Source organism: Bradyrhizobium sp. UFLA03-84, assembly GCF_002289535.1.
Lineage (GTDB): Bacteria > Pseudomonadota > Alphaproteobacteria > Rhizobiales > Xanthobacteraceae > Bradyrhizobium > Bradyrhizobium viridifuturi.
This window is the reverse complement of the sequence record NZ_NSJY01000016.1, coordinates 477,739-498,241: the sequence shown is the minus strand read 5'-3', so window position 1 is coordinate 498,241 and position 20,503 is coordinate 477,739. Positions and strand designations below refer to the sequence as shown.

Below are 20,503 nucleotides of genomic sequence, written 5' to 3'. Positions count from 1 at the left end.
GCAAGGCTGCAAAATATCGGAATGGGCCTAGAAATCATTGCGGAAATTCGAAGACTTCCAAGCTGAATACGAGGGTTCGATTCCCTTCACCCGCTCCAGTGTTTTCAAGTACTTATCGGACTTTCCACCAGCCCTCATGCATGCTCGACAGAGCCAGGGCGCCACATAGCTACCCGCCCAGATACCGCGCCCGGCGCGCTCTGCATCTCGCTGTGGAGTGCTATGCCTGCCGTGGGAATAGTGCGCCCAATCCAGCGCGAACCCCTCGCGTACAAGCCATTCGCCGAGATCGACGCCACCAACTGTGCACGCGGCAACTGTGCGACCATAGGGATCAAGCGAAACCGGCGCGCAACTCACTGGTCGCTGTGCGATGAAGGCGTCAGGATTGTTCGCTGCTTTTGCGCCACAACGATAGGGCAGGCTATCCTCGTCCCGACACGACTGCTTGCTTTCTGGCGCGTCAATGCCCCAGCCTGATGCGGGTGCTGTGGATCTCCAGGGTATCGCCATCGACGACGCTGGCCTGACCGATCAAATCGGCAGCGATGCAGCATGACGCTGGTGCAGTGCGTAGATAACGAACGGCAAGAGCAGAAAGCTATTGCAGTACAAGCTCGTGACTCACGTTATCCTGTGACCAAGACTTGAACCTATTCAAAAAGGACTGTCCAAGCAGCAAAGGGGCATTCGCGCGTGCGACGCTCGCACGAACATTGGTCACCGTTCGATCTCCAACCGTCAAAGATCTGATGATAAACGTCCTTGATGAGACAATTGAACCATCAGCAAGGCGATGGTTCGCCGATCCAGTAAAGTCGCTTTCGCTGATCGTGCCGGTGCTCATCAAGGTGCGGGCAACATCGGCGGGGATCGAAACGTCAGAGGCGCCGCTGTCAACAACGAAGTTTAGCTTCAGAGTATCGTTTATGAGAACGGGCACGTGAAAGGTCCCGTTGCCTGAAACCATCCTCACGCGCACCTCGCCCACAGATTGTTCGGTCGTTATCGGAGATGCCGCGGGCCGAACCCCGCTGAGACGGGCCAATGCTGCTTGGGCAAAACCATTTCCGTGATCTGCGGCCAACCTGTACAGACGGACGGCTTCGCGCTCATCTCTTACTAACCCGCCGTCGCCGCGCTCGTATGCAGCTGCGAGATTTGCCTGACCTTGAGCGTTGCCGCCCTCTGCAGACATTTTGAAAAACCGTACAGCCTCGACGACATCTTTCGGCAGTCCTCCGAGCCCACGCAAATAGGCAAGTCCTAGATTCGCCTGCGCCAGCGCATTCCTGTGTTCTGCTGAGAGCTTATAAAGCCGTACTGCTTCGGTCTCGTCCCTCGTTAAGCCACCAGAACCGCGCAAATACGCCGCGCCCAAGTTATTTTGCGCCTGATCGTTGCCTTGATCAGCCGACAGCTTGTAGAGACGCACAGCTTCACGATCGTCTCTTGCTAGCCCGCCTTCTCCGCGCTCATAGGCGAATCCGAGGTTCAGCTGGCCGACAGCGTTACCTTGATCAGCCGAAAGCTTAAAAAGTCGTACGGCTTCACGCTCGTTTTTTGATAACCCTGCGCGGCCTCGCGCATAGGCGAGTCCTAGATAGGCCTGTCCGAGAGCATTACCTTGGTCGGCCGATGATTTGTAAAGTCGGCCCGCTTCACGTTCATCTTTGGTGACTCCGCCGCGTCCCTCGAGATAAAAGAGCCCGAGATAGACTTGCGCGAAGGCGTTACCGCGCTCTGCTGCTGCTCTGTATAGACGGACGGCCTCGTACTCATCCTTGGCTAAGCCGCCACGTCCCGTTTGATAGAGCTTGCCGAGATTATATTGCCCCGGCGGGAAGCCCTGATCTGCGGAAAGCCTGAAAAGACGAGCGGCTTCAACATCATTTTGAGGAAGCCCGCCACGCCCCTCTAGATAAAGAACTCCAAGGTCGTTTTGACCTTGCGCATTCCCGCGATCTGCAGCGATTTTCGACAAGCGGACCGCTTCGGCGTCATCTTTCGGGATGCCGCCTTCTCCAATCAGATAAAGCGACGCCAGGTTGGCCGTAGCTTGAACGCTGCCACCCTCGGACGCCTTCAAGTATTGCTGCCGGGCCGCATCAACGTTCTTTGCGGCCTGATATGCCCGACCAAGCTGCAGGGCGATCCGGGGATTGTTTGGGGCCACCTTCGCTGCGCGTTCGCAGGCATCGATCGCGACCTCTGCGACGATCTTTTCAAAACTGACGCCGGCAACTCGATCGCAGGCTGCTAGAAGTTCAACGACTGGCTTCTCGGCGGCGGAAATAGAGGACCCACTAAATCCAATCAAGAGTCCGACGGAGATATAAATCAGCCTCACCGCACTCCCCCTGTGAGACGAATTGAAAGTGTTTCGCTACAATAAGACCCAAGCCTATCCGTCCGGCCCGCTCCTGCCAATGCCGGATACTCAGGAAGATGTGTGGTGCCAGGGTCATGCCTCCGCCGGGACGAGCGAAGGGATACTGTGACGGGATAGCGGCCCGGATCGGATCTATCCGCATCGTCGTTTGCGGGAGCCCTTCATACCTGGAGGCGCGAGGTCGTCCGCAGCATCTGGCCGATCTCGCCGACCACGATTGCGTCACCATCGACGATCGCGTTTCGCCGTCTATCTGGCGCTTCGTGCGAGGCGGTCGGGCCAAGATAGCCCCGATCAAGTCGCGGCTGTGCGTCAACACCTCGGAAGCAGCCGTGCTGGCCGCGATCGCTGGCGCCGGATTGACACGGGTGATGTCGTACAAGATGGACGCGGCAAAGCAGGCTGGAACGCTTGCCATCGTGCTCGACAACTTCGAGCCTGAACCGCTTCCCGTCCATATCGTCTATTCTCCGCGAAAGCCCGTACCGATGAAGCTACGAGCATTCGTGAATTGGATGACGCCGCGCCTCAAGACGCGACTGGCGCTGGACTGACCTTCCCGCCGCAAGCTCAGGCGCCGTCATCAGCATCAGAGGATTCATGCTGGCTCGGTCATCGCATCAACTGGAACAGCTCGAGGACATCGGCGAGACGTAGCTTGGCGCCCTTGGGCATGTGCTGCAGCAGGATATGCCTGGTGTCCGCGGCGATTTCGTCTCGCTTGTGTGGACTGTGCTCGGCGTGAAACAGCCGCATATTGGCCGCGAATTTCTTGGCGACCTCTGGCGGGATCTCGAGCGGATTCCTCGTGATAGGCATGCTCGGAAGGTATCCGGCTCGGTTTTTCGAATCAGCACAGCGCCGTCCGCTTAAAATGCTCGCGGCAGCGCTGGCTCTAATTCCCAGGAAGGAGAGCAAAATCCTGACGATGATTAGACGCGTCAGTCCAGCAATAGTTCTGTAGCCCTGAAGGAGTAGCTCGCGGCTGAAACCAACTCGACCAACGTGGCGTAGCTGCCAAGTCGGCCACCGCTTCTAACTGGGCAAAAGGGAGAAGTGGACCGGCAGGGGTCGTCCGTTTCCAAGTTACGGGCGACCCCACTTCCGGGTTTCAAGCCGAACAGCCGGGTGCGAACAAGCAGAGACTAACCCCTATGGCTTGCCCGTAGAGCCACTGTAAGTCGAAATTTCAACTGCTCGATGTGTGGCTCGGCAGTAGGTTGAAGGGCGAGGGGGCGGCACCTCAAAGGACAGGAAGGGCCGCTATGGAACGACTGTACTTAGGCATCACCATCACGAGCACATATGCTCTGGTTACGATGCTATTGATGGTGGCATTCCTGCGCTAGCGACACACGACAGGCTCGGTAATTCATGCCGTGGGTTGCCCGACGGTCGCATGCACAAATCCGATTGTTGGCTGATTGTGCGCCACTCTCTCAACGACTCGCACCGGTCGCCCGTTTGCGAGTTCTCAAGTTGAGAGCTGGGCGACCCAATGCGAACGCCCTCCGAGCGCACCATAACCCAGGCGCGCGGCGTTACCGTCGCCGATTAGCCTTTTCGATTGGCAGACTTCGCCAACTTTGCCGTAGGCTGAAACGCGAAGCAGACCCATGGATCTTGAGGCTTCGACAATGATGGTACCGGCATCGCAAAGCAAAGAGGCGATTTCGTTTGGTCCCTTCAGTCTGCTCGCGAGCGAGAGGCGGTTAGGCAGCCTCGCCTTGACGACGCTACGGCAACCGTCGGATTGAACGTGCACTGTAATGAGGTAGAGGAGGCCGGCGATACACGCGGTCGTTAGACTTGCAGCCAGTACGGGCTTCCACCTTGCAGCAGTAGCTTACCTGGTTGGATGCCCCGCGGGATAAGCTTGAGTTGCTAACCGTACGCACGCCCGCATCGGTTGGACGCAACCAGAGAAGCTCCGAAACTCGGGTTTCTCGCAAGGCACGGAGGCGATTTAGTCGGCCAAGCGTCGAATGGCGACAATTCGCCAACGAGCCCCGTCGAACCACTTCTCTGCCACGCTACGGGCCGAGTCCTCGTTGAGCGCTTTGAGGTCAGTCTTGAGGCTCTTTTCGCCGTCGGCGAGTTGAATTCGAAACATTGCCATTTGCGACTCCTTGGTACGGGGTCAGGAGGGTGGCGCCCTCATGGTTAATCGAAGGTTAATGGAGCGGCCTACGGGCATGTTCCAATGACTTCGTGAGACGCCATCGGAGACCGGCACCAATTCGGGCCGGCCAAGATTGGCAGGTATCGTTCGCTTATCCTGTCGCCAACCCGCCACATAGCCATTCCGGGTTCGATTCCCTTCACCCACTCCAGTATTTTCAATCACTTGCGGCACGGTCTCGGCTGCTGCTCCCTCGGACAGAATCCGCGCATTGGTTCGCGCTGCGCGGTGCTTCCAGATCTCGCCGAGTGCCTGGCGGGGTGCGCCGCAACGGCGTGCGGCCTCCTTATTGAACTCGGCCCAGGATAGCGACGACCAATCTGTCGGTAGACCGGAGGACCGTGACATGCCCGACTGGATTCTCGCGCCGATCTGTGTGGCCGCGCTGGGCGGCTTTATCTGGTTCGCGTTTCGACAGGGGTTCAGGGTCAAGCCCGACGAGAACAACCGCGACCATCCGACCTTGCCCCTTGGGCCGGACGGGTCGTGGCGCTAAGGGCAGCATCGCGCGAGCGGCGCTGCCGGCGCCAGGATTAGGTATCAATGACGCCCCTTGCGGTCGGCGATCTCTACAGCCTTTGGAGTATGCCGATCGTCACGTGAACTCTCTGCCCCGATGTGCAACCCTAGTGGCTACCGGGATTTTGCAATTCCTTCCTGGGGCTAGGGCCGACACCGTTCGCATGCATTTTAAGCGGGCGGTGTTGCGCTGATCTGAACCACCGCCCCGTCGCAGCATCCCGCTCCCGCGCGCGGAGGCGGCCCATGAAGCGAATACCGACGAGCGAAGCGATCATCACTGTCGTCCTGCTGGTGATGTTCGCGCTCGTGATCTGGTATGGCGCCATGCCCTGAGCCTCGGGCGCCGCCCCGTCAGGGGAGCGAAACCACTCGCAGATTGTTGGTGCTTCCCGCTTGCCCGAAGGGAATGCCGGCGACGACGACCAGCAGGTCGCGGCTTGATGCAAACTGCTCTGCGTGCGCGAGGGCCGTTGCGCGCTCGACCATCTCCTCATAGCTTCCGACATCGTCGGAAAGGACGCTGTGGGCGCCCCACAGCAGGCAGAGGCGGCGGGACACCTCGCGGCTCGGGGTGATGGCGAGGATCGGCAGGCTCGGCCGCTTGCGTGCGACGCGCGCGGCGGTGGTGCCGCTCGACGTGTAGGCCACGATCGCCGCGGCGTGAATCACGGAGGCGAGGTCGGCAGCAGCCGTGGCGACGGCATGCGGCGGCGTCTGCTCCTCGCCGGGCTGGGTCGCCTCGACGATCGAGCGGTACATCTTGTGCTGCTCGGTGCTGCGGATGATGCGATCCATCATCTCGACGGCCTCGCGCGGATAGCGGCCCGTCGCGGACTCCGCCGACAGCATCACGGCATCTGCGCCATCGTAGATTGCGGTCGCAACGTCGGAGACCTCCGCGCGCGTCGGCGTCGGCGCGGCGACCATGGAGTCCAGCATTTGCGTGGCGACGATCACCGGCTTCACCGCGAGACGGCACGCCCGCACCAGCTCCTTCTGACGTCCCGGCACGTCCTCATCCGGAATTTCGACGCCAAGGTCTCCGCGCGCGACCATGATGGCGTCGCACAGCTGGATGATATCATCGATCCGCTCGAGCGCCGCCGGCTTCTCGATCTTGGCCATCAGGCCGGCGCGGTCGCCGACGAGGGCTCTCGCCTCGATGATATCGGACGGCTTTTGCACGAACGACAAGGCGACCCAATCGACGCCCAGCTTCAGGCCGAACTCCAGATCGAGGCGGTCCTTGGTGGTGAGCGGCGAAAGATCGAGCACCGTCCCCGGCAGGTTGACGCCCTTGTGGTTCGAGATCGTGCCACCGACGATCACCTTGGCCTCGATGAAATCGTCACCGAGACCGGCGACGCGAACCCGCACCCGGCCGTCGTCGATCAGAAGGTCGTGGCCAGGGGCCACCGCCGCAAAGATTTCTCGATGCGGCAGGGGAATTGAGGTTCGGTCGCCTTCCGATCCGGACAGCACAAACCGGATGGTCTCTCCGGCCGCCACGGTAATCTTGCCGTCGCGCAAGGTCCCGACGCGGATCTTCGGGCCTTGCAGATCCATCAGGATGCCGATCGGACGGCCGACGTCTTGTTCCAGTCTGCGGATCGCGGCGTGGACGGTCGCGTGGTCGGTCTGGGTTCCGTGGCTGAAGTTCAGGCGAAACGTATCGACGCCCGCCAGCAGCAGCGCCTTGAGCATCTCGGGGGAACTGCTCGCAGGGCCGACGGTTGCGACGATCTTGGCCCGTCGATGACGACGCATGGGTCACCTCATTGCTGGTTTGCCGGCTGCAACCAATCGTGAGGCTCCGGCCGATAAGTCTCGTATTATGGCGTCTTCTTGAGACCTTCGTAAGACGCCGGTGCCTCCAATAGATCATTTTCGCCGAGGGCTGGCTTTGCGCGGGCGATTGTAACGCCAGCCGTCCGTTCGCTGCCGAGAATGAACGCGCGCCGCATCGGCTTGATCACCAGCAACGCCGTGAGGGCTGCGGTGGCATTGAGCGCCACCGCGACGATGAACACGGCCTGCCAGCCGAACTGCGAGGAGATGATGCTCGCGAGCGGGACGAGCAACGCCGCGGTGCCCTTCGCGGTGTAGAGCATGCCGTTGTTGGTGGTTGCGTATTTGGCGCCGAAGGTGTCGCCCGACGTCGCCGGGAACAGGCTGTAGATTTCGCCGAACACGCCGAAATAGACCGCCGTGGCGAGCACGAAGACCACCGGAATGTGACCGTAGACGGACAGCGTCAGCAGCATCAGCGCCGCCGTCGCGAACGCAATGAACATCGTGTGCTCGCGGCCGATCGTGTCGGAGATCCAGCCGAAGAATGGGCGGCCGAAACCGTCGAGGACACGATCGAGCGAGATGGCAAAGGTCAGCGCCGCCATCTGGAAGCCCGCGAGCGTAACCGGCGTATCCGCGATCTTGAAGTCATGGGCGATCGGCCCGATCTGCGCGGCGGTCATCAGTCCGCCGGAGGCCACCATCACGAACACCAGGTACATGACCCAGAAGATCGGGGCGCGCAGTACCTGGGGCGGCGTGTAGTCGATCGCGCTCTGCGGCAGGTTGAGCTGCTTCTTCCTGGGTGCCTCGACGCCTTCAGGCGGACGGACGAACCAGGCCAGCAGCAGAACCGTGAGGCCTTGCCCGATTCCGAACGTCAGGAAGGTGCTCTGGTAGCCGCTGGCGGCGATCATGTTGGCAATCGGTACGACGGTGAGGGCCGCGCCCGCGCCAAATCCGGCGGCGGTCGCGCCTGCGGCGAGGCCACGCCGATCCGGAAACCATTTCAGCGCGTTGCCGACGCAGGTGCCGTAGACGGCGCCGGCGCCGATGCCCGCGACAATGGCTGCGGCATAGAGCATGACGAGAGACGCGGCGAATGCGTTCAGCACCCAGGCCAATCCGATCATCAGCCCGCCGAACATGATGACGATGCGGGGACCGTATTTGTCGACGAACAATGCTTCCACCGGCACCAGCCAGGTCTCGGTCATCACGAAGATCGTGAAGGCGAGCTGGATGGCCGGACGGCCCCAGTGAAATTGCGCGTCGATCGGATCAACGAACAGCGTCCACCCGTATTGCAGGTTGGCGATCATCGCCATGCAGACGATGCCGATCGCAAGCTGCAGCCAACGGAAGCCGCCGGGCGACGTTGCCGGTTTCGTGCTGGAGATCATGTGCGCTCCCAAAGCAGGTGTGGTCGTTTGGTCCGGCGTCGGGCCGTCGTCCTGCCGCCGCCTACTGACGAAATTCGTTGGTCAGTTCGCCGATCCCGTCGATCGCGACGGTGACCGTATTGACCGGCTCCTTCATCACCCCGACACCGATCGAGGTCCCGCAGCAGATGAGATCGCCCGGCAACAGCGTCATGTCGTGCGAGATCTTGCTGACCAGCGCCTGTGCGCTGAAGATCATGTCCGCGATCGGATAGTTCTGGCGCTCCACGCCGTTGAGGATGGTGCGCACCACGAGGCGCGCGGGGTCGAGGCCCGAGGCGATGACGGGGCCGAAGGGGCCATATCCGTCGAAGCCCTTCGCGCGCGCCCATTGCGGGAAGGTCGGGTCGCGATTGAGGATGTCCGCTGCGGTGACATCGTTGGTGCAGGTGTAACCGAAGATGAAGGCGTCGGCCTGTTCGGGGGTGACCGCCGTGCAGCGCTTGCCGATGACGATGCCGAGCTCGCCTTCGTAGGTCGTCTTGCCGTCGTAGCCCGCCGGGCGCGTGATCACGGCGCCGGGCTCGGTCACGCTGGTCACAGCTTTCAGCAGGTACAACGGTTCGGGCGGCTCAGGTGATTTCAGCTTCGCCGCAAGGGCGTGAAAGTTGTTCCAGAGCGCGATGACCTTGCTTGGTTGGGCCGGCGCCAGCAGCTCGACGTCGTCGAGCGCCAACGTCCGTCCGGTCGGTCGTGTGTCGCCGAACATCTCCCCTGCGTGCACGGAGATGCCGGACGGAGTGAGTTGCCCGAAGCCGATTTCGGTATCGTGGCGGAAGCGGACCCAGCGCGTCACATTGGCCATCGCGATCACGCCACCGCAAGCGAGCGTGCTTCGACGCCGGCCGCCCCGTCGTAGAGACCGGCCAGCCTGGTGCGTTGCGCGACCAGCGCGAGCACCGCGTCGAGGGCGGGCGTCGCAATATCAGTCATCCGGCCCATCTCCTGCACCACGGTGATCAGCGGATCGATCTCGACGGGACGTCCACGTTCGAGATCCTGCAACATCGAGGTCTTGTGCGCGCCGACCTTGCGTGCGCCCTCGATGCGGCGTTCGACATCGACCCGGAACTTGACGCCGAGGCTTTCCGCGATCGCCTGGGCCTCGAGCATGATCGCCCGGGACAGCGCGCGCGTGCCGGGATTGCTGCAGATCACGTCGAGGGTCGCGTGGGTGAGGGCGCTGATCGGGTTGAAGCAGACATTGCCCCACAGTTTGAGCCAGATCTCGTCGCGGATGCGGTCGAGGACCGGCGCCTTCATGCCCGCCGCGGTGAACAGCTCGGACAGGCGCTGGACGTCGGGCGTGACCTCGCCGGAGGGCTCGCCGAGCGGAAAGTTGTTGCCGTAGACGTGACGGATCACGCCGGGCGCCTCGATCTCGGTCGCCGGGTACACCACGCAGCCGATGGCGCGCCCAGCGCCAAGCTCGCTCCACTGCCGTCCGCCGGGATCGATGCTCTCGAGCGTCGATCCCTCGTGCCGGCCGCCATGCTTGTAGAAATACCAGTAGGGAATGCCGTTGACGGCGGTGACGATGCGGGTCCGCTCGCCCAGCAGGGGGCGCATCGGTTCGATGACGCCGGTGATCGAATGCGCCTTGAGGCAGATGATGACGTAATCCTGCTCGCCGAGTTCGGCGGGATTATCGGTGCAACGAGGATGCACCACGCGCTCTTCTTCGCCGATCAGGAGCTTCAGGCCGTTCTGCCGCATCGCGGCGAGGTGCGCGCCGCGTGCAACCAGGCTGACATCGGCGCCAGCGCGCATCAATTCGACACCGAGATAGCCGCCGATGGCACCGGCGCCGTAGATGCAGATCTTCATGAAAATCCTCGCGAGCAGAGTGGGGACACACTACGAGCCGTAACGGCTCGAGCCGGGTTACATGGCAATGGTTTTCGGAACGTCCGTCAGGCCGCGCACTCGGCTTCCTCGAACGCAAGGCTGATGTCCCGCATGCTCACGACGCCGACGAGCCGGCCGTTGTCGATGACCGGGATATGGCGGACGTCGTGACGGGCCATGAGGTGCTCGACCTCGGTGAGGGTGTGCTGCGAAGTGCAGGACACCAGCGGCCGCGGCGAAATGAACTGCGCGATTTTTGCGGCGAGGCCACCAGTGCCGCGCTCGGCGATCACGGCGACCACGTCGCGCTCGCTGAACATTCCGACTACGGCAGCGTCGACGCTGCGCGAGACGTTCCTGACCACGAGTGCGCCGACATTGCTGGCGTACATCAGGTTCGCCGCGATGCTGACGGTTTCGCTTGAGCCGATCGTCACCGCGGGCGCACGGTGGGTGCGAAGGATGTCCCCGACGAACATGGCATGGTCCTCCCGATTGGGTTGTTAAGAAACAATCGTGGTATACATTATCCCAGAAGTCAAACAAAAGAATCGAAGCATTCTTCGATAAGAACGGCACAATTGCTGACCTATTCGCCAGTATTGTCGCCTTGACTTCGATGTCTTTTGGTATGCCATATGCCAATTCCGGCGCTCGTTGCCGGCAAGCGATTTCGTTCTGAACCACAACCGGTTAGGGTCAGGTCGTCATGAAAAGAGAGCCGATCCGCCGCAAGCCGTCCGATCCCGATGTTCGCGCGCAACCGGATCCGGACGCACGAGATGGCGGCGTTCAATCCGTCGATCGCGCGCTGCAAATCATGGAAGCGCTTGCAGAGGACGACGAAGGCTATCGGCTGACCGATCTTGCGATCCGCATCGGCTTGCCGCCGTCGACGGCGCATCGGCTGCTGACGACGCTGGAGAATCGCAGGTTCGTGCAGTTCGACCGCGAGGAGTCGAAATGGCACATCGGTGCGCAGAGCTTCGTGGTCGGCTCGACGTTCATGCGCCGGCGCAATTTTTCCGCGCGGGCCTTGCCCTATCTGCGCAAGCTGCGCGACCAGACCAGGGAAACCGCGAATCTTGCTGTGGTCGACGATGAATCCATCATCGTCGTATCCCGCATCGAAAGCCGGGAGATCATGCGCTCGCTGACCAAGGTTGGCGGGCGCGTCGCGTTGATTGCTTCGGGCGTGGGGAAGGCGGTGCTCGCCGCGTATTCCGATGCCGACATCAATGCGATCATCCGCCGTCGCGGCATGCCGCGCCTGACCGAAAAGTCGATCATTCGACCGGGCGAGTTGTTCAGGGAATTGGAGATCGTGCGGCGGCAGGGCTATGCGGTGGACGATGAAGAGGCCCGGCTCGGCCTGCGCTGCGTGGCCGCGGTCGTCTTCAACGATTGCAGCGAGCCGTTCGCTGCGGTCTCGGTATCGGGCATGGCGGATCGGATGACGGACGAACGCCTGCCGGAGATCGGAGCCACCGTGCACAAGATCGCAGCCGAGCTCACGGCGGAGCTGCGCGGCAGCAGCCCTGCGCAGCCGCAGGCGTGAGCGCCGCCGGCTTTCCCGTCGTTGCCGATTTCCATTTCGTCGTCGGCGCTAATCGCTTGGAGATAGGCAAGAAATCGCGAGCGCTGCCACAGCGTGGAAAATCCCATCGATTGCGTTGAGATCGATGGTCGTGGCGCTGATGATCCTGCTCAGGCCAACTCATAGCGAAGCGGGATCATCACATGAAGATGCGAGCGGTGGATGCGGCAGTCCGCATACTTGAACGCGAGGGGATCACTTGCGCTTTTGGCGTTCCCGGCGCCGCGATCAACCCGCTTTACTCCGCACTGAAGCGCAACGGCTCGATCCGACATATCCTGGCGCGGCACGTGGAAGGCGCCTCGCATATGGCGGAGGGCTATACGAGGGCGAACGCGGGCAACATCGGCGTTTGCATCGGCACGTCGGGCCCCGCCGGAACCGACATGATCACCGGTCTTTATTCGGCGATCGCGGATTCTATTCCGATCCTCTGCATCACCGGACAGGCGCCGCGGGCGCGGCTCTACAAGGAAGATTTCCAGGCCGTCGACATCGAGTCGATCGCAAAGCCGGTGACGAAATGGGCCGTCACCGTACGCGAGCCGGCGCTGGTGCCGCGCGTGTTCAGCCAGGCTTTCCATGTCATGCGGTCGGGGCGGCCGGGACCGGTGCTGATCGACCTGCCGCTCGATGTTCAATTGGCCGAGATCGAGTTCGACGATGAGACCTATTCGCCGCTGCCGGTCTACAAGCCGACGGCGACGCGCAAGCAGATCGAGAAGGCGCTCGAGATGCTCAACGCCGCGGAGCGGCCGCTGATCGTCGCCGGCGGCGGCGTGATCAACGCCGATGCATCCGAGCTCCTGGTCGCCTTCGCCGAAGCCGTCAACGTGCCGGTGGTCCCGACGCTGATGGCGTGGGGTGCCATTCCCGACGATCACGCGCTGATGGCCGGCATGGTCGGCCTGCAGACCAGCCATCGTTACGCCAACGCCACGATGCTCGAATCCGATTTCGTGCTCGGCATCGGAAACCGCTGGGCCAACCGGCACACCGGTTCGATCGAGACCTACACCAAGGGGCGCAAATTCGTCCATGTCGACATCGAGCCGACGCAGATCGGGCGGGTTTTCAATCCGGACCTCGGCATCGTGTCGGACGCCAAGGCCGCGTTGGAACTGTTCGTGAGCGTCGCCCGGGAGTGGCGCAAGGCCGGCAAGCTGCGCGACCGGCAGGCCTGGCCCGCGGCGTGTCGCGACCGCAAGCGATCGATGCTGCGCAAGAGCCACTTCGACAACATCCCGATCAAGCCGCAGCGCGTCTACGAGGAGATGAACAAGGCGTTCGGCCGTGACACCTGCTACGTCACCGTGATCGGATTGTCGCAGATCGCGGGCGCCCAGTTCCTCAACGTCTATCGCCCGCGCAACTGGATCAACGCCGGACAGGCCGGTCCGCTCGGCTGGACACTGCCGGCCGCGCTCGGCGTGCGTGCCGCCGATCCCGATCGCGACATCGTCGCGCTGTCGGGCGACTACGATTTCCAGTTCCTGATCGAGGAGCTCGCGGTCGGAGCGCAATTCAATCTGCCCTACATCCACGTCGTCGTGAACAATTCATATCTCGGGCTGATCCGGCAGGCGCAGCGCGGCTTCGACATGGACTATCACGTCCAGCTCTCGTTCGAGAACATCAACGCGCCCGAGATCGGTGCCTACGGCGTCGACCATGTGGCCGTCGCCGAAGGGCTCGGCTGCAAGGCGATCCGCGTGACCGATCCGAACGACGCGCAGGCCGCATTCGCGACCGCGCGCGAGCTGATGGCGAAGCACCGCGTGCCCGTGGTGGTGGAGTTCATCCTGGAACGGGTCACCAACATCGCGATGGGAACGGAGATCGACAACATCGTCGAATTCGAGGAGGTGCTCGACCTTCCGCTCGATGACGTGCCGAGCGCACAACGATCCGGCACCTTGCTGCCGGCCTGACGACATCATCCAGCGCTGCCCAAGCGGAGATCCGACCCGTGCCTCAATTTGCCGCCAACCTGACCATGCTGTTCAACGAGCTGCCGTTCCTCGACCGGTTCGCAGCCGCCAAGGCCGCCGGCTTCAATGCCGTCGAGTATCTGTTTCCCTACGAGTTCGAAAAGGGCGCATTACGGGAGGAATTGTCGCGCTGCGGGCAGACCCAGGTGCTGCACAACCTGCCGGCCGGCAATTGGGCCGCCGGCGAGCGGGGCATTGCGATCCTGCGCAACCGGGTCGATGAATTTCGCGACGGCGTGGTGCGCGCGATCGACTACGCCAAGGCGCTGGAGTGCCGGCAGCTGAACTGCCTGGTCGGTATCGCTCCGGCGGGCGCGGACGCGACGGAGCTGCGCGAAGTCCTGGTGCCCAATCTGCGCTTCGCCGCCAGCGCTCTCGCGCAGCATGGCATCAAGCTTCTGATCGAACCGATCAACACGCTCGATATTCCCGGCTTCTTCCTGAGCGGGACGGAACAGGCAGTGCAGCTGATTGCCGACGTGGGCTCACCCAATCTGTTCATCCAGTACGACATCTATCACATGCAGATCATGGAAGGCGATCTGGCGCGGACCCTGCAAAAGCATCTCGGCCGGATCGCGCATGTCCAGCTCGCCGACAATCCGGGCCGTTTCGAACCGGGCACCGGCGAGATCAACTATCCCTATCTGTTTAAGCATCTCGACAGCATCGGATATCGCGGCTGGATCGGATGCGAATACAAGCCGCGGACGACCACGCTCGAGAGCCTTGCCTGGCACGCCGCGCAGACGCTCGTGACTTGAATCAGGCTGATCGGAGCATCACCACATGAAAGACATAGGATTCATCGGGCTCGGCACCATGGGACGTCCGATGGCGAGCCACCTCCTGGCTGCCGGCTATCGGCTGTTCCTGTACGACGTCGCACACATTCCGTCGGAGCTGATTGCGGCCGGCGGTGTTGCATGCGAGTCCGGGAAGCAAGTCGCGCAGGAAGCGGACGCCGTCATCATCATGGTGCCGGATACGCCGCATGTCGAAGCCGTGCTGTTCGGCGAGGGCGGCGTCGCGGAGGGCGTCTCCAAAGGCATGATCGTGGTCGATATGAGCTCGATCTCGCCGCTGGCGACCAAGGATTTTGCCCGCAAGATCGATGCGCTCGGCGCCGACTACCTCGACGCGCCGGTCTCCGGCGGTGAGGTCGGTGCCAAGGCGGCAAGCCTGACCATCATGGTCGGCGGGCGGGAGCGGGCGTTCAATGCGATGAAGCCGGTATTCGAGACGATGGGCAAGAACGTCACCCATGTCGGCGGCAATGGCGACGGCCAGACCACCAAGGTCGCGAACCAGATCATCGTGGCGCTGACCATCGAGGCGGTGAGCGAGGCCCTGCTGTTCGCCTCCAAAGCGGGCGCAGATCCGGCGCTGGTGCGCCAGGCGCTGATGGGCGGCTTCGCGTCGTCCCGGATCCTTGAAGTGCACGGCGATCGCATGATCAAGCGCAACTTCGATCCAGGTTTCCGCATCGAGCTGCATCAGAAGGATCTCAACCTCGCGCTCGAAGGCGCGCGGGCACTCGGGCTGTCGCTGCCAGGCACGGCAGCCGCCCAGCAATTGTTCAACACCTGTACCGCCCTCGGCGGCAAAGCCTGGGACCATTCGGCGATATTGAAGGCGCTGGAAGTCATGGCCGGCCACGAGGTCGCGGCTGCCTGAGCCTCATGCAGCGGATTGGATGAGCTTCAACGGCCGGCCTCTGGCGATGCTATGCTGGTCCGGCGGGTGAGGGGGCGTCGCGCCAGGCGACGAACCCTGCATCCGAGGGAAGGATCTTTAGCTCCTTGACACGGTAAGTAAAAATATTATTACATACCGGACTTGGAGAAACGGGCTGATGTTGCAGACAAAACGAAGCTATGGCGGCATGGTGACCGCGCCGCACCACCTCGCGGCGCAGGCTGGACTCGCGGTGTTGTCGGAAGGGGGCAACGCCATCGAGGCGATGATCGCCGCGGCCGCGACGATTGCCGTGGTCTATCCCCACATGAACGGGCTCGGCGGCGACAGCTTCTGGCTCGTCGGCCGCGCCGGTTCGATGCCGGTCGGGATCCAGGCCTGCGGGCGCTCTGCGATGGCGGCCGATCGCGACTGGTATCGCGCGCGCGGTTGCAGCAGCATTCCCGGCCGCGGCCCGCTCGCTGCGCTCACCGTCGCCGGCACGGTCGACGGCTGGCAGAAGGCCTATGAACTCAGCCGTGATCGTCATGACGGCCGGTTGCCGCTGGCGCGGCTGCTCGAGCCCGCGATCCGGCATGCCGAGGACGGCGTCGCCGTCACCAGCACGCTGCATGAAAACATCGGCAAGAAGCGGCATGAGCTCGAAAACGTGCCCGGCTATGCCGAGGTCTATCTGCCGCAAGGCGCTCCGCTTGCGGTCGGTGCGCGGCTGCGCCAGCCTCGCGTCGCCGAGACGTTGCGGCGGCTGGCGAAGGCGGGCCTCACTGATTTCTATCGCGGCGAATTGGCGCGCTCGATGGCGGCCGACCTCGAACGGGTGGGCAGCCCGCTGCGGCTGGCCGATCTGGAGCGCCATCAGGCGTCGCTGGTGACGCCGCTCTCGGTCGAGGTGTCCGGACACAAGATCTACAACATGCCGCCGCCGACGCAGGGGCTGGCTTCGCTGCTGATCCTGGCGCTCTATGCCCGGCGCATGGCCGGGGAGGCCGACGGCGTCGATCATCTGCACCGGCTCGTCGAATGCACCAAGGCCGCGTTCCGGATTCGCAACGGCCATGTCACCGATCCCGACTACATGAAGCGTCCGGCTGCTGAATTCCTGTCCGAGCAGTCGCTGGCCGCGCTTCACGAGACGGTGTCCGACCGGCGCGCCGCATCGTGGCCCGATCCGTCCAAGCAGGGCGACACGGTGTGGCTCGCGGCGACTGATCGCAATGGGCTCAGCGTCAGCTTCATTCAAAGCGTGTACTGGGAGTTTGGTTCGGGCGTCATCCTGCCCGAGAGCGGTGTCACCTGGCAAAACCGTGGGACGAGCTTTGGCCTCGGCGAGAGCGATACCAACAGGCTGGACCCGGGACGCCTGCCATTTCACACGATCCAGCCGGCGATGGCCGAGCTCGGCGATGGGCGGCTGATCTCGTATGGCACGATGGGCGGAGAGGGGCAGCCGCAGACCCAGGCCGCGATCTTCAGCCGCTACGCCATGCACGGTCAGGAACTGCAATCGGCGATCACCGCGCCGCGCTGGCTGCTCGGCCGCACCTGGGGCGAGGAAAACAACAATCTGAAGATCGAATCCCGCTTCGACCCGGCGATCATCGAGCGGCTACGCGCGCTCGGCCACGACATTCAGGTGACCGGCCCGTTCGAGGAGTTCATGGGACACGCCGGCGCGATCGTCTGGCATCCGGATGGTCTGATGGAAGGGGCCAGCGATCCGCGCAGCGACGGCGTCGTTGCGACCCGCTGAGGGCCGTCACAGCGAGCGAGCCGCACGAGATGGCCTCGTGCGTTTCGCCCGCTAGAGCATGATCCGGAAAAGTGCGAAGCGGTTTTCCGAAAGGATCATGCGCAAACTAAAGGCCAAAGCGCGATGACGATTCAACCCAATCTCATCGCGCTTTAGCGCGACGGCTTGCGGGGCTGCGCGGTTGCCTTCGATCCTGTGGACTTGTACTTGCGTTCCCCGGCGGGAGCCGTCAGCCAGGTCAGGATCATGTCCTGCGCATGCTCGCGCCGCAGCGCAAGCCAGTCGGGATCGCCGAGGTCCTTGTCGAACATCGCCGACAGCGTGTAGCGGTTGGACACGTGGAAATAGCTCATCGCCGTGATTGAGACGTAGAGCTGGATCGGATCGACGTCGCTGCGAAACAGGCCGGCCGCCACGCCGCGCCGCAGGATGCTTTCGATGCTTGCGACCAGCGGCAAGGTGAGATCGGCGATCTTGCGCGACTTGCGCATGTTGCGACCGCGCTGAAGGTTCTCGGTGTTGATCAGGGCGATGTAGTTCTGGTGCTGCCCGAAGAACGTGAAGGTGAAATCGATCAGCTCGCTCATGGCGGCGATCGGCTCGAGATCATCGAGCTTGAGCTGCTGTTCGGCGGCGCGGATCTCGGTGTAGACGTCCTCGAGGACCGCGATGTAGAGCCCGTTCTTGTCGCCGAAATAGGCGTACAGCAGGCGCATGTTGGCCTTGGCGCGCTGCGCGATGGCCTCGACGCGTGCACCCCCGAGGCCATTGTGGCAGAACTCGAAGGTCGCCGCGCGCAGGATCGCCTCCTTGGTGAGCGCGGAGTCGCGCGGGCGTTTTCCGCGGGTGCTGCGGGTGGGGCTGGTCTGTGCTGTTGTCTCTGTCACGGCGTCAACCTTGCCTGGGCTCGGGTAGTCACGCAAGGCACGGCCGCATCCGGCCACAAAGGGCAGCGGACCAGTTCCCGGCGCAAGCAGCCCGGATTGAGATCGGCATTGCGGCTGTTCGTCAAGGGCGATTCCTCCCTGTTCACTGCTTCCGGCGCCTTAGGTCGCCATCACGCCGCCACGCGCGACGAGCCGGCCGGCCTTGTAGACATCGCGCGGCTTCGGACGCGCGACCACCGCTTCCTGGACGTGCCGGGCATCCAGCACGACGAAATCCGCGGCCCCGCCGACCGTGAGGCCGAAATCCTTGAGGCCGAGCGCACGCGCCGCGTTGGCCGTCACCATGTCGAAGGCCGCAGCCAATTGATCGTCGGTGTTGAACCCGGAGCGATAGCCGACCATCATTGCGCGTTCGAGCAAGTCGCCGTCGCCGTAGGGCCACCAGGAATCGCGGATGTTGTCGTTGCCGGAGAACACGTTGACGCCGGCGTCGCGAAGCAGCAGCACTGGCGGAAATGCGTGCGAGCCCGGAGCATTGGTGAAGATGGCAACGCCGGATTCGGCGAGCTGTTGCGCGGTCCGTTGAGCGACGTCGGCGGCCACTTCGCCGAGCGCGTAGGCATGACTGATCGCGACCTTGCCGCCAAGGCCCGACGCCCTGGTCCGTCGGGCGATTTCCTCGATCTCCGAGATGCCCTGCAGTCCGCCGTCATGCAGGTGAATGTCGATGCCGACGCCGTGCCGCTCCGCGATGCCAAAGACGACGTCGAGATGTCTGGCGGCGTCACCATCATGGCCTGCTGGATCAAGTCCGCCGATCAGGTCGGCACCGGAGCGAACCGCGTCCTCGAGCAATGCGGCCGTTCCGGGCGAGGTCAGGATGCCGCTCTGGGGAAACGCGACGATCTGGATTGAAACCTTCTCGCGATGCGCCTGCCGCGCGGCGGCGATCGCCTCGAAATGCCGCAGGCCGACCGCGGTGTCGACATCGACATGGCTGCGCATGTGCGCCGTGCCTTGCGAGACGCAGAGGTCGATCAGGGCTGCTGCCCGAACGGCGATCGGCTTCGCGCCGGCGAGCGCTTCCTTCTCGAATTTGACGCGCTCGCGCACGCTGAAGCCCGCGGTGCAGGGCCGATGCGGCTTCCAGTCGTCGCCGATGAAGCATTTGTCGAGGTGGATATGGCCTTCGACCATGCCGGGAAGCACCAGCCGCCGGCCGAGATCATGGGTATCGCCGACCGCGCCGTAACTTTGCCGGGACGGCGAGATGGCAACGATCTTGCCGCCGCTGACGGCGATTTCCACCAGCTGGCCATCAGTCAGCCGAGCGTTTTGAAACAGTGTGTCGATGGCGGTCAATTGAGTCTCCAGTTTCTTATGTCGGCACGATGCCGTCGGGCAGGGCGCGAGAAAATGCCGCGATCTCGCCGGCAGTGGTGATCCAGATGTCGTCGCGCCTTGCGACGATCGCCTGCAGAGCGCGCCGCAGCGGCCGCAGCCGGTGTGGCTGGCCGACCAGGTACGGATGCAGCGCGATGCCCATCACCAGCGACTGCTTGGTGGATTGCGCCAGCATTTCCTCGAAACTGTCCGCGATCATGGTCGCAAACTGTTCGCCGCTGTCCTTGCGCCCGACAATCGAGGGGATGTCGTTCAGTTCCTGTGGATATGGGACGGACAGGATGCGTCCGCCACCGCGTGTCGAGAACCACACCGGCTGATCGTCCATGCACCAGTCGAGCAGGTAGTGGTAGCCGGCTTCAGCGAGCAGGTCCGGGGTCACGGCGGATTGCGAGATCCACGGACCGAGCCAGCCGAGCGGCCGCCCTCCCTCGGCGCGCGTGATGACATCCGTCGCCTCCTCGATCAGTCGCTGCTCGTCGGAAGGGGAGAGCACGCCCTGGCGTTCGGAATTGGTCCGGCCGTGGCCGACCACCTCGTCGCCGCGTGCGCGAAAGGCGTCCATGACCTCCGGGCAATAGTGATAGATGCTGCTGTTCGCGAGCACGGAGAGCGGCAGCTTCAGTTCGTCGAACAGATCGATGAGCCGCCACACGCCGACCCGGTTGCCATAGTCGCGCCAGGCGTAGTTGAGAACGTCCGGGTGCGGGCCGCCCGGGCAGAGCTCGGCGCCAAGCCCGTCGCCGAACGCGAAATGCTCGAGGTTGAGCGCGATGTAGACCGCCAGCCGCTTGCCGTTAGGCCACACGAAGTCGGGGCGGCGCGTGATCGCGCTGTAGCGGTAGCGGTCATGCGAGACGAGACCGCGCGCCGGATCAGGTGGTTGCGCAGATGTTGCATCGCCGAGCACGGCTCGCTCCGGTTCCGCTCTAATCTCCCGCTGCATCGCAATCTCCATTCGGCGCGCGATCGGCCGCTTGACATTCGCCAATTTGTGAA

The 20,503-nt window shown here is 63.1% G+C and carries 19 protein-coding genes; 7 read left to right on the top strand and 12 right to left on the bottom strand.

The genetic code is table 11. From position 1 onward, the window contains the following. Positions 1 to 27: 27 nt before the first annotated feature. Complete coding sequence (locus CK489_RS32380) at positions 28 to 513, bottom strand: thermonuclease family protein (RefSeq protein ID WP_349626966.1); 486 nt, start codon at positions 511 to 513, stop codon at positions 28 to 30. An 88-nt stretch (positions 514 to 601) separates the two neighbouring features. After that, positions 602 to 2,350 carry a retroviral-like aspartic protease family protein gene (locus CK489_RS32375; RefSeq protein WP_095735152.1) on the bottom strand — a complete coding sequence of 583 codons (1,749 nt, stop codon included), beginning with the start codon at positions 2,348 to 2,350 and terminating at the stop codon, positions 602 to 604. A gap of 116 nt (positions 2,351 to 2,466) precedes the next feature. Here CK489_RS32375 and CK489_RS32370 point away from each other — a divergent pair, with 116 nt between their 5' ends. Next, positions 2,467 to 2,946, top strand: coding sequence for a LysR substrate-binding domain-containing protein (locus tag CK489_RS32370; protein WP_245350569.1), 480 nt, complete (start codon positions 2,467 to 2,469; stop codon positions 2,944 to 2,946). 58 nt (positions 2,947 to 3,004) lie between these two features. On the opposite strand, the gene CK489_RS32365 is transcribed toward CK489_RS32370, so the two are convergent. Together CK489_RS32365 and CK489_RS41530 are read right to left on the bottom strand one after the other, a co-directional pair. Beyond that, on the bottom strand, positions 3,005 to 3,211 hold the full coding sequence (locus tag CK489_RS32365; RefSeq protein ID WP_050625679.1) for a hypothetical protein: 207 nt from the start codon (positions 3,209 to 3,211) through the stop codon (positions 3,005 to 3,007). A gap of 1,147 nt (positions 3,212 to 4,358) precedes the next feature. Further along, positions 4,359 to 4,511: a hypothetical protein gene (locus CK489_RS41530; RefSeq protein WP_157860843.1), complete on the bottom strand. Its 153-nt coding sequence runs from the start codon at positions 4,509 to 4,511 to the stop codon at positions 4,359 to 4,361. 409 nt (positions 4,512 to 4,920) lie between these two features. On the opposite strand from CK489_RS41530, the gene CK489_RS41525 reads away from it, so the two are divergent. Further along, positions 4,921 to 5,070: a hypothetical protein gene (locus tag CK489_RS41525; RefSeq protein WP_157860845.1), complete on the top strand. Its 150-nt coding sequence runs from the start codon at positions 4,921 to 4,923 to the stop codon at positions 5,068 to 5,070. 377 nt (positions 5,071 to 5,447) lie between these two features. On the opposite strand, the gene pyk is transcribed toward CK489_RS41525, so the two are convergent. The 5 genes from pyk to CK489_RS32340 form a co-directional block, all read right to left on the bottom strand. Next, positions 5,448 to 6,863, bottom strand: a complete 1,416-nt coding sequence (pyk, locus tag CK489_RS32360) for a pyruvate kinase (protein WP_095735150.1) — start codon at positions 6,861 to 6,863, stop codon at positions 5,448 to 5,450. A 65-nt stretch (positions 6,864 to 6,928) separates the two neighbouring features. Then, a complete protein-coding gene (gene oxlT / locus CK489_RS32355; protein ID WP_245350568.1) occupies positions 6,929 to 8,290 on the bottom strand; it encodes an oxalate/formate MFS antiporter in 1,362 nt (453 codons plus the stop codon). 61 nt (positions 8,291 to 8,351) lie between these two features. Next, entirely contained in the window at positions 8,352 to 9,134 is a 783-nt protein-coding gene (locus CK489_RS32350) for a fumarylacetoacetate hydrolase family protein (RefSeq protein ID WP_095735149.1), read from the bottom strand. Positions 9,135 to 9,139: 5 nt separating this feature from the next. Continuing rightward, a complete protein-coding gene (locus CK489_RS32345) occupies positions 9,140 to 10,156 on the bottom strand; it encodes a 2-dehydropantoate 2-reductase (protein ID WP_095735148.1) in 1,017 nt (338 codons plus the stop codon). Between the two features lie 86 nt (positions 10,157 to 10,242). Next, entirely contained in the window at positions 10,243 to 10,656 is a 414-nt protein-coding gene (locus CK489_RS32340; RefSeq protein WP_095735147.1) for a CBS domain-containing protein, read from the bottom strand. 230 nt (positions 10,657 to 10,886) lie between these two features. Between CK489_RS32340 and CK489_RS32335 the strand changes: the two genes are divergently transcribed. The 5 genes from CK489_RS32335 to CK489_RS32315 all read left to right on the top strand — a co-directional run bounded on the left by CK489_RS32335 (position 10,887) and on the right by CK489_RS32315 (position 17,213). Further along, complete coding sequence (locus CK489_RS32335; protein WP_095735146.1) at positions 10,887 to 11,735, top strand: IclR family transcriptional regulator; 849 nt, start codon at positions 10,887 to 10,889, stop codon at positions 11,733 to 11,735. Positions 11,736 to 11,917: 182 nt separating this feature from the next. Beyond that, complete coding sequence (gene gcl, locus CK489_RS32330; protein ID WP_050625689.1) at positions 11,918 to 13,705, top strand: glyoxylate carboligase; 1,788 nt, start codon at positions 11,918 to 11,920, stop codon at positions 13,703 to 13,705. A 38-nt stretch (positions 13,706 to 13,743) separates the two neighbouring features. Beyond that, a complete protein-coding gene (gene hyi, locus CK489_RS32325; protein WP_095735145.1) occupies positions 13,744 to 14,529 on the top strand; it encodes a hydroxypyruvate isomerase in 786 nt (261 codons plus the stop codon). 25 nt (positions 14,530 to 14,554) lie between these two features. Continuing rightward, positions 14,555 to 15,442, top strand: a complete 888-nt coding sequence (locus tag CK489_RS32320; protein WP_095735144.1) for a 2-hydroxy-3-oxopropionate reductase — start codon at positions 14,555 to 14,557, stop codon at positions 15,440 to 15,442. 178 nt (positions 15,443 to 15,620) lie between these two features. Next, positions 15,621 to 17,213: a gamma-glutamyltransferase family protein gene (locus tag CK489_RS32315; protein ID WP_095735143.1), complete on the top strand. Its 1,593-nt coding sequence runs from the start codon at positions 15,621 to 15,623 to the stop codon at positions 17,211 to 17,213. A 152-nt stretch (positions 17,214 to 17,365) separates the two neighbouring features. On the opposite strand, the gene CK489_RS32310 is transcribed toward CK489_RS32315, so the two are convergent. The 3 genes from CK489_RS32310 to CK489_RS32300 all read right to left on the bottom strand — a co-directional run bounded on the left by CK489_RS32310 (position 17,366) and on the right by CK489_RS32300 (position 20,450). Next, complete coding sequence (locus CK489_RS32310) at positions 17,366 to 18,100, bottom strand: TetR/AcrR family transcriptional regulator (protein WP_095735214.1); 735 nt, start codon at positions 18,098 to 18,100, stop codon at positions 17,366 to 17,368. Positions 18,101 to 18,259: 159 nt separating this feature from the next. Continuing rightward, positions 18,260 to 19,462: an amidohydrolase family protein gene (locus CK489_RS32305; RefSeq protein WP_095735142.1), complete on the bottom strand. Its 1,203-nt coding sequence runs from the start codon at positions 19,460 to 19,462 to the stop codon at positions 18,260 to 18,262. A gap of 16 nt (positions 19,463 to 19,478) precedes the next feature. Beyond that, positions 19,479 to 20,450: a polysaccharide deacetylase family protein gene (locus tag CK489_RS32300; RefSeq protein ID WP_143278276.1), complete on the bottom strand. Its 972-nt coding sequence runs from the start codon at positions 20,448 to 20,450 to the stop codon at positions 19,479 to 19,481. Positions 20,451 to 20,503 lie beyond the last annotated feature (53 nt).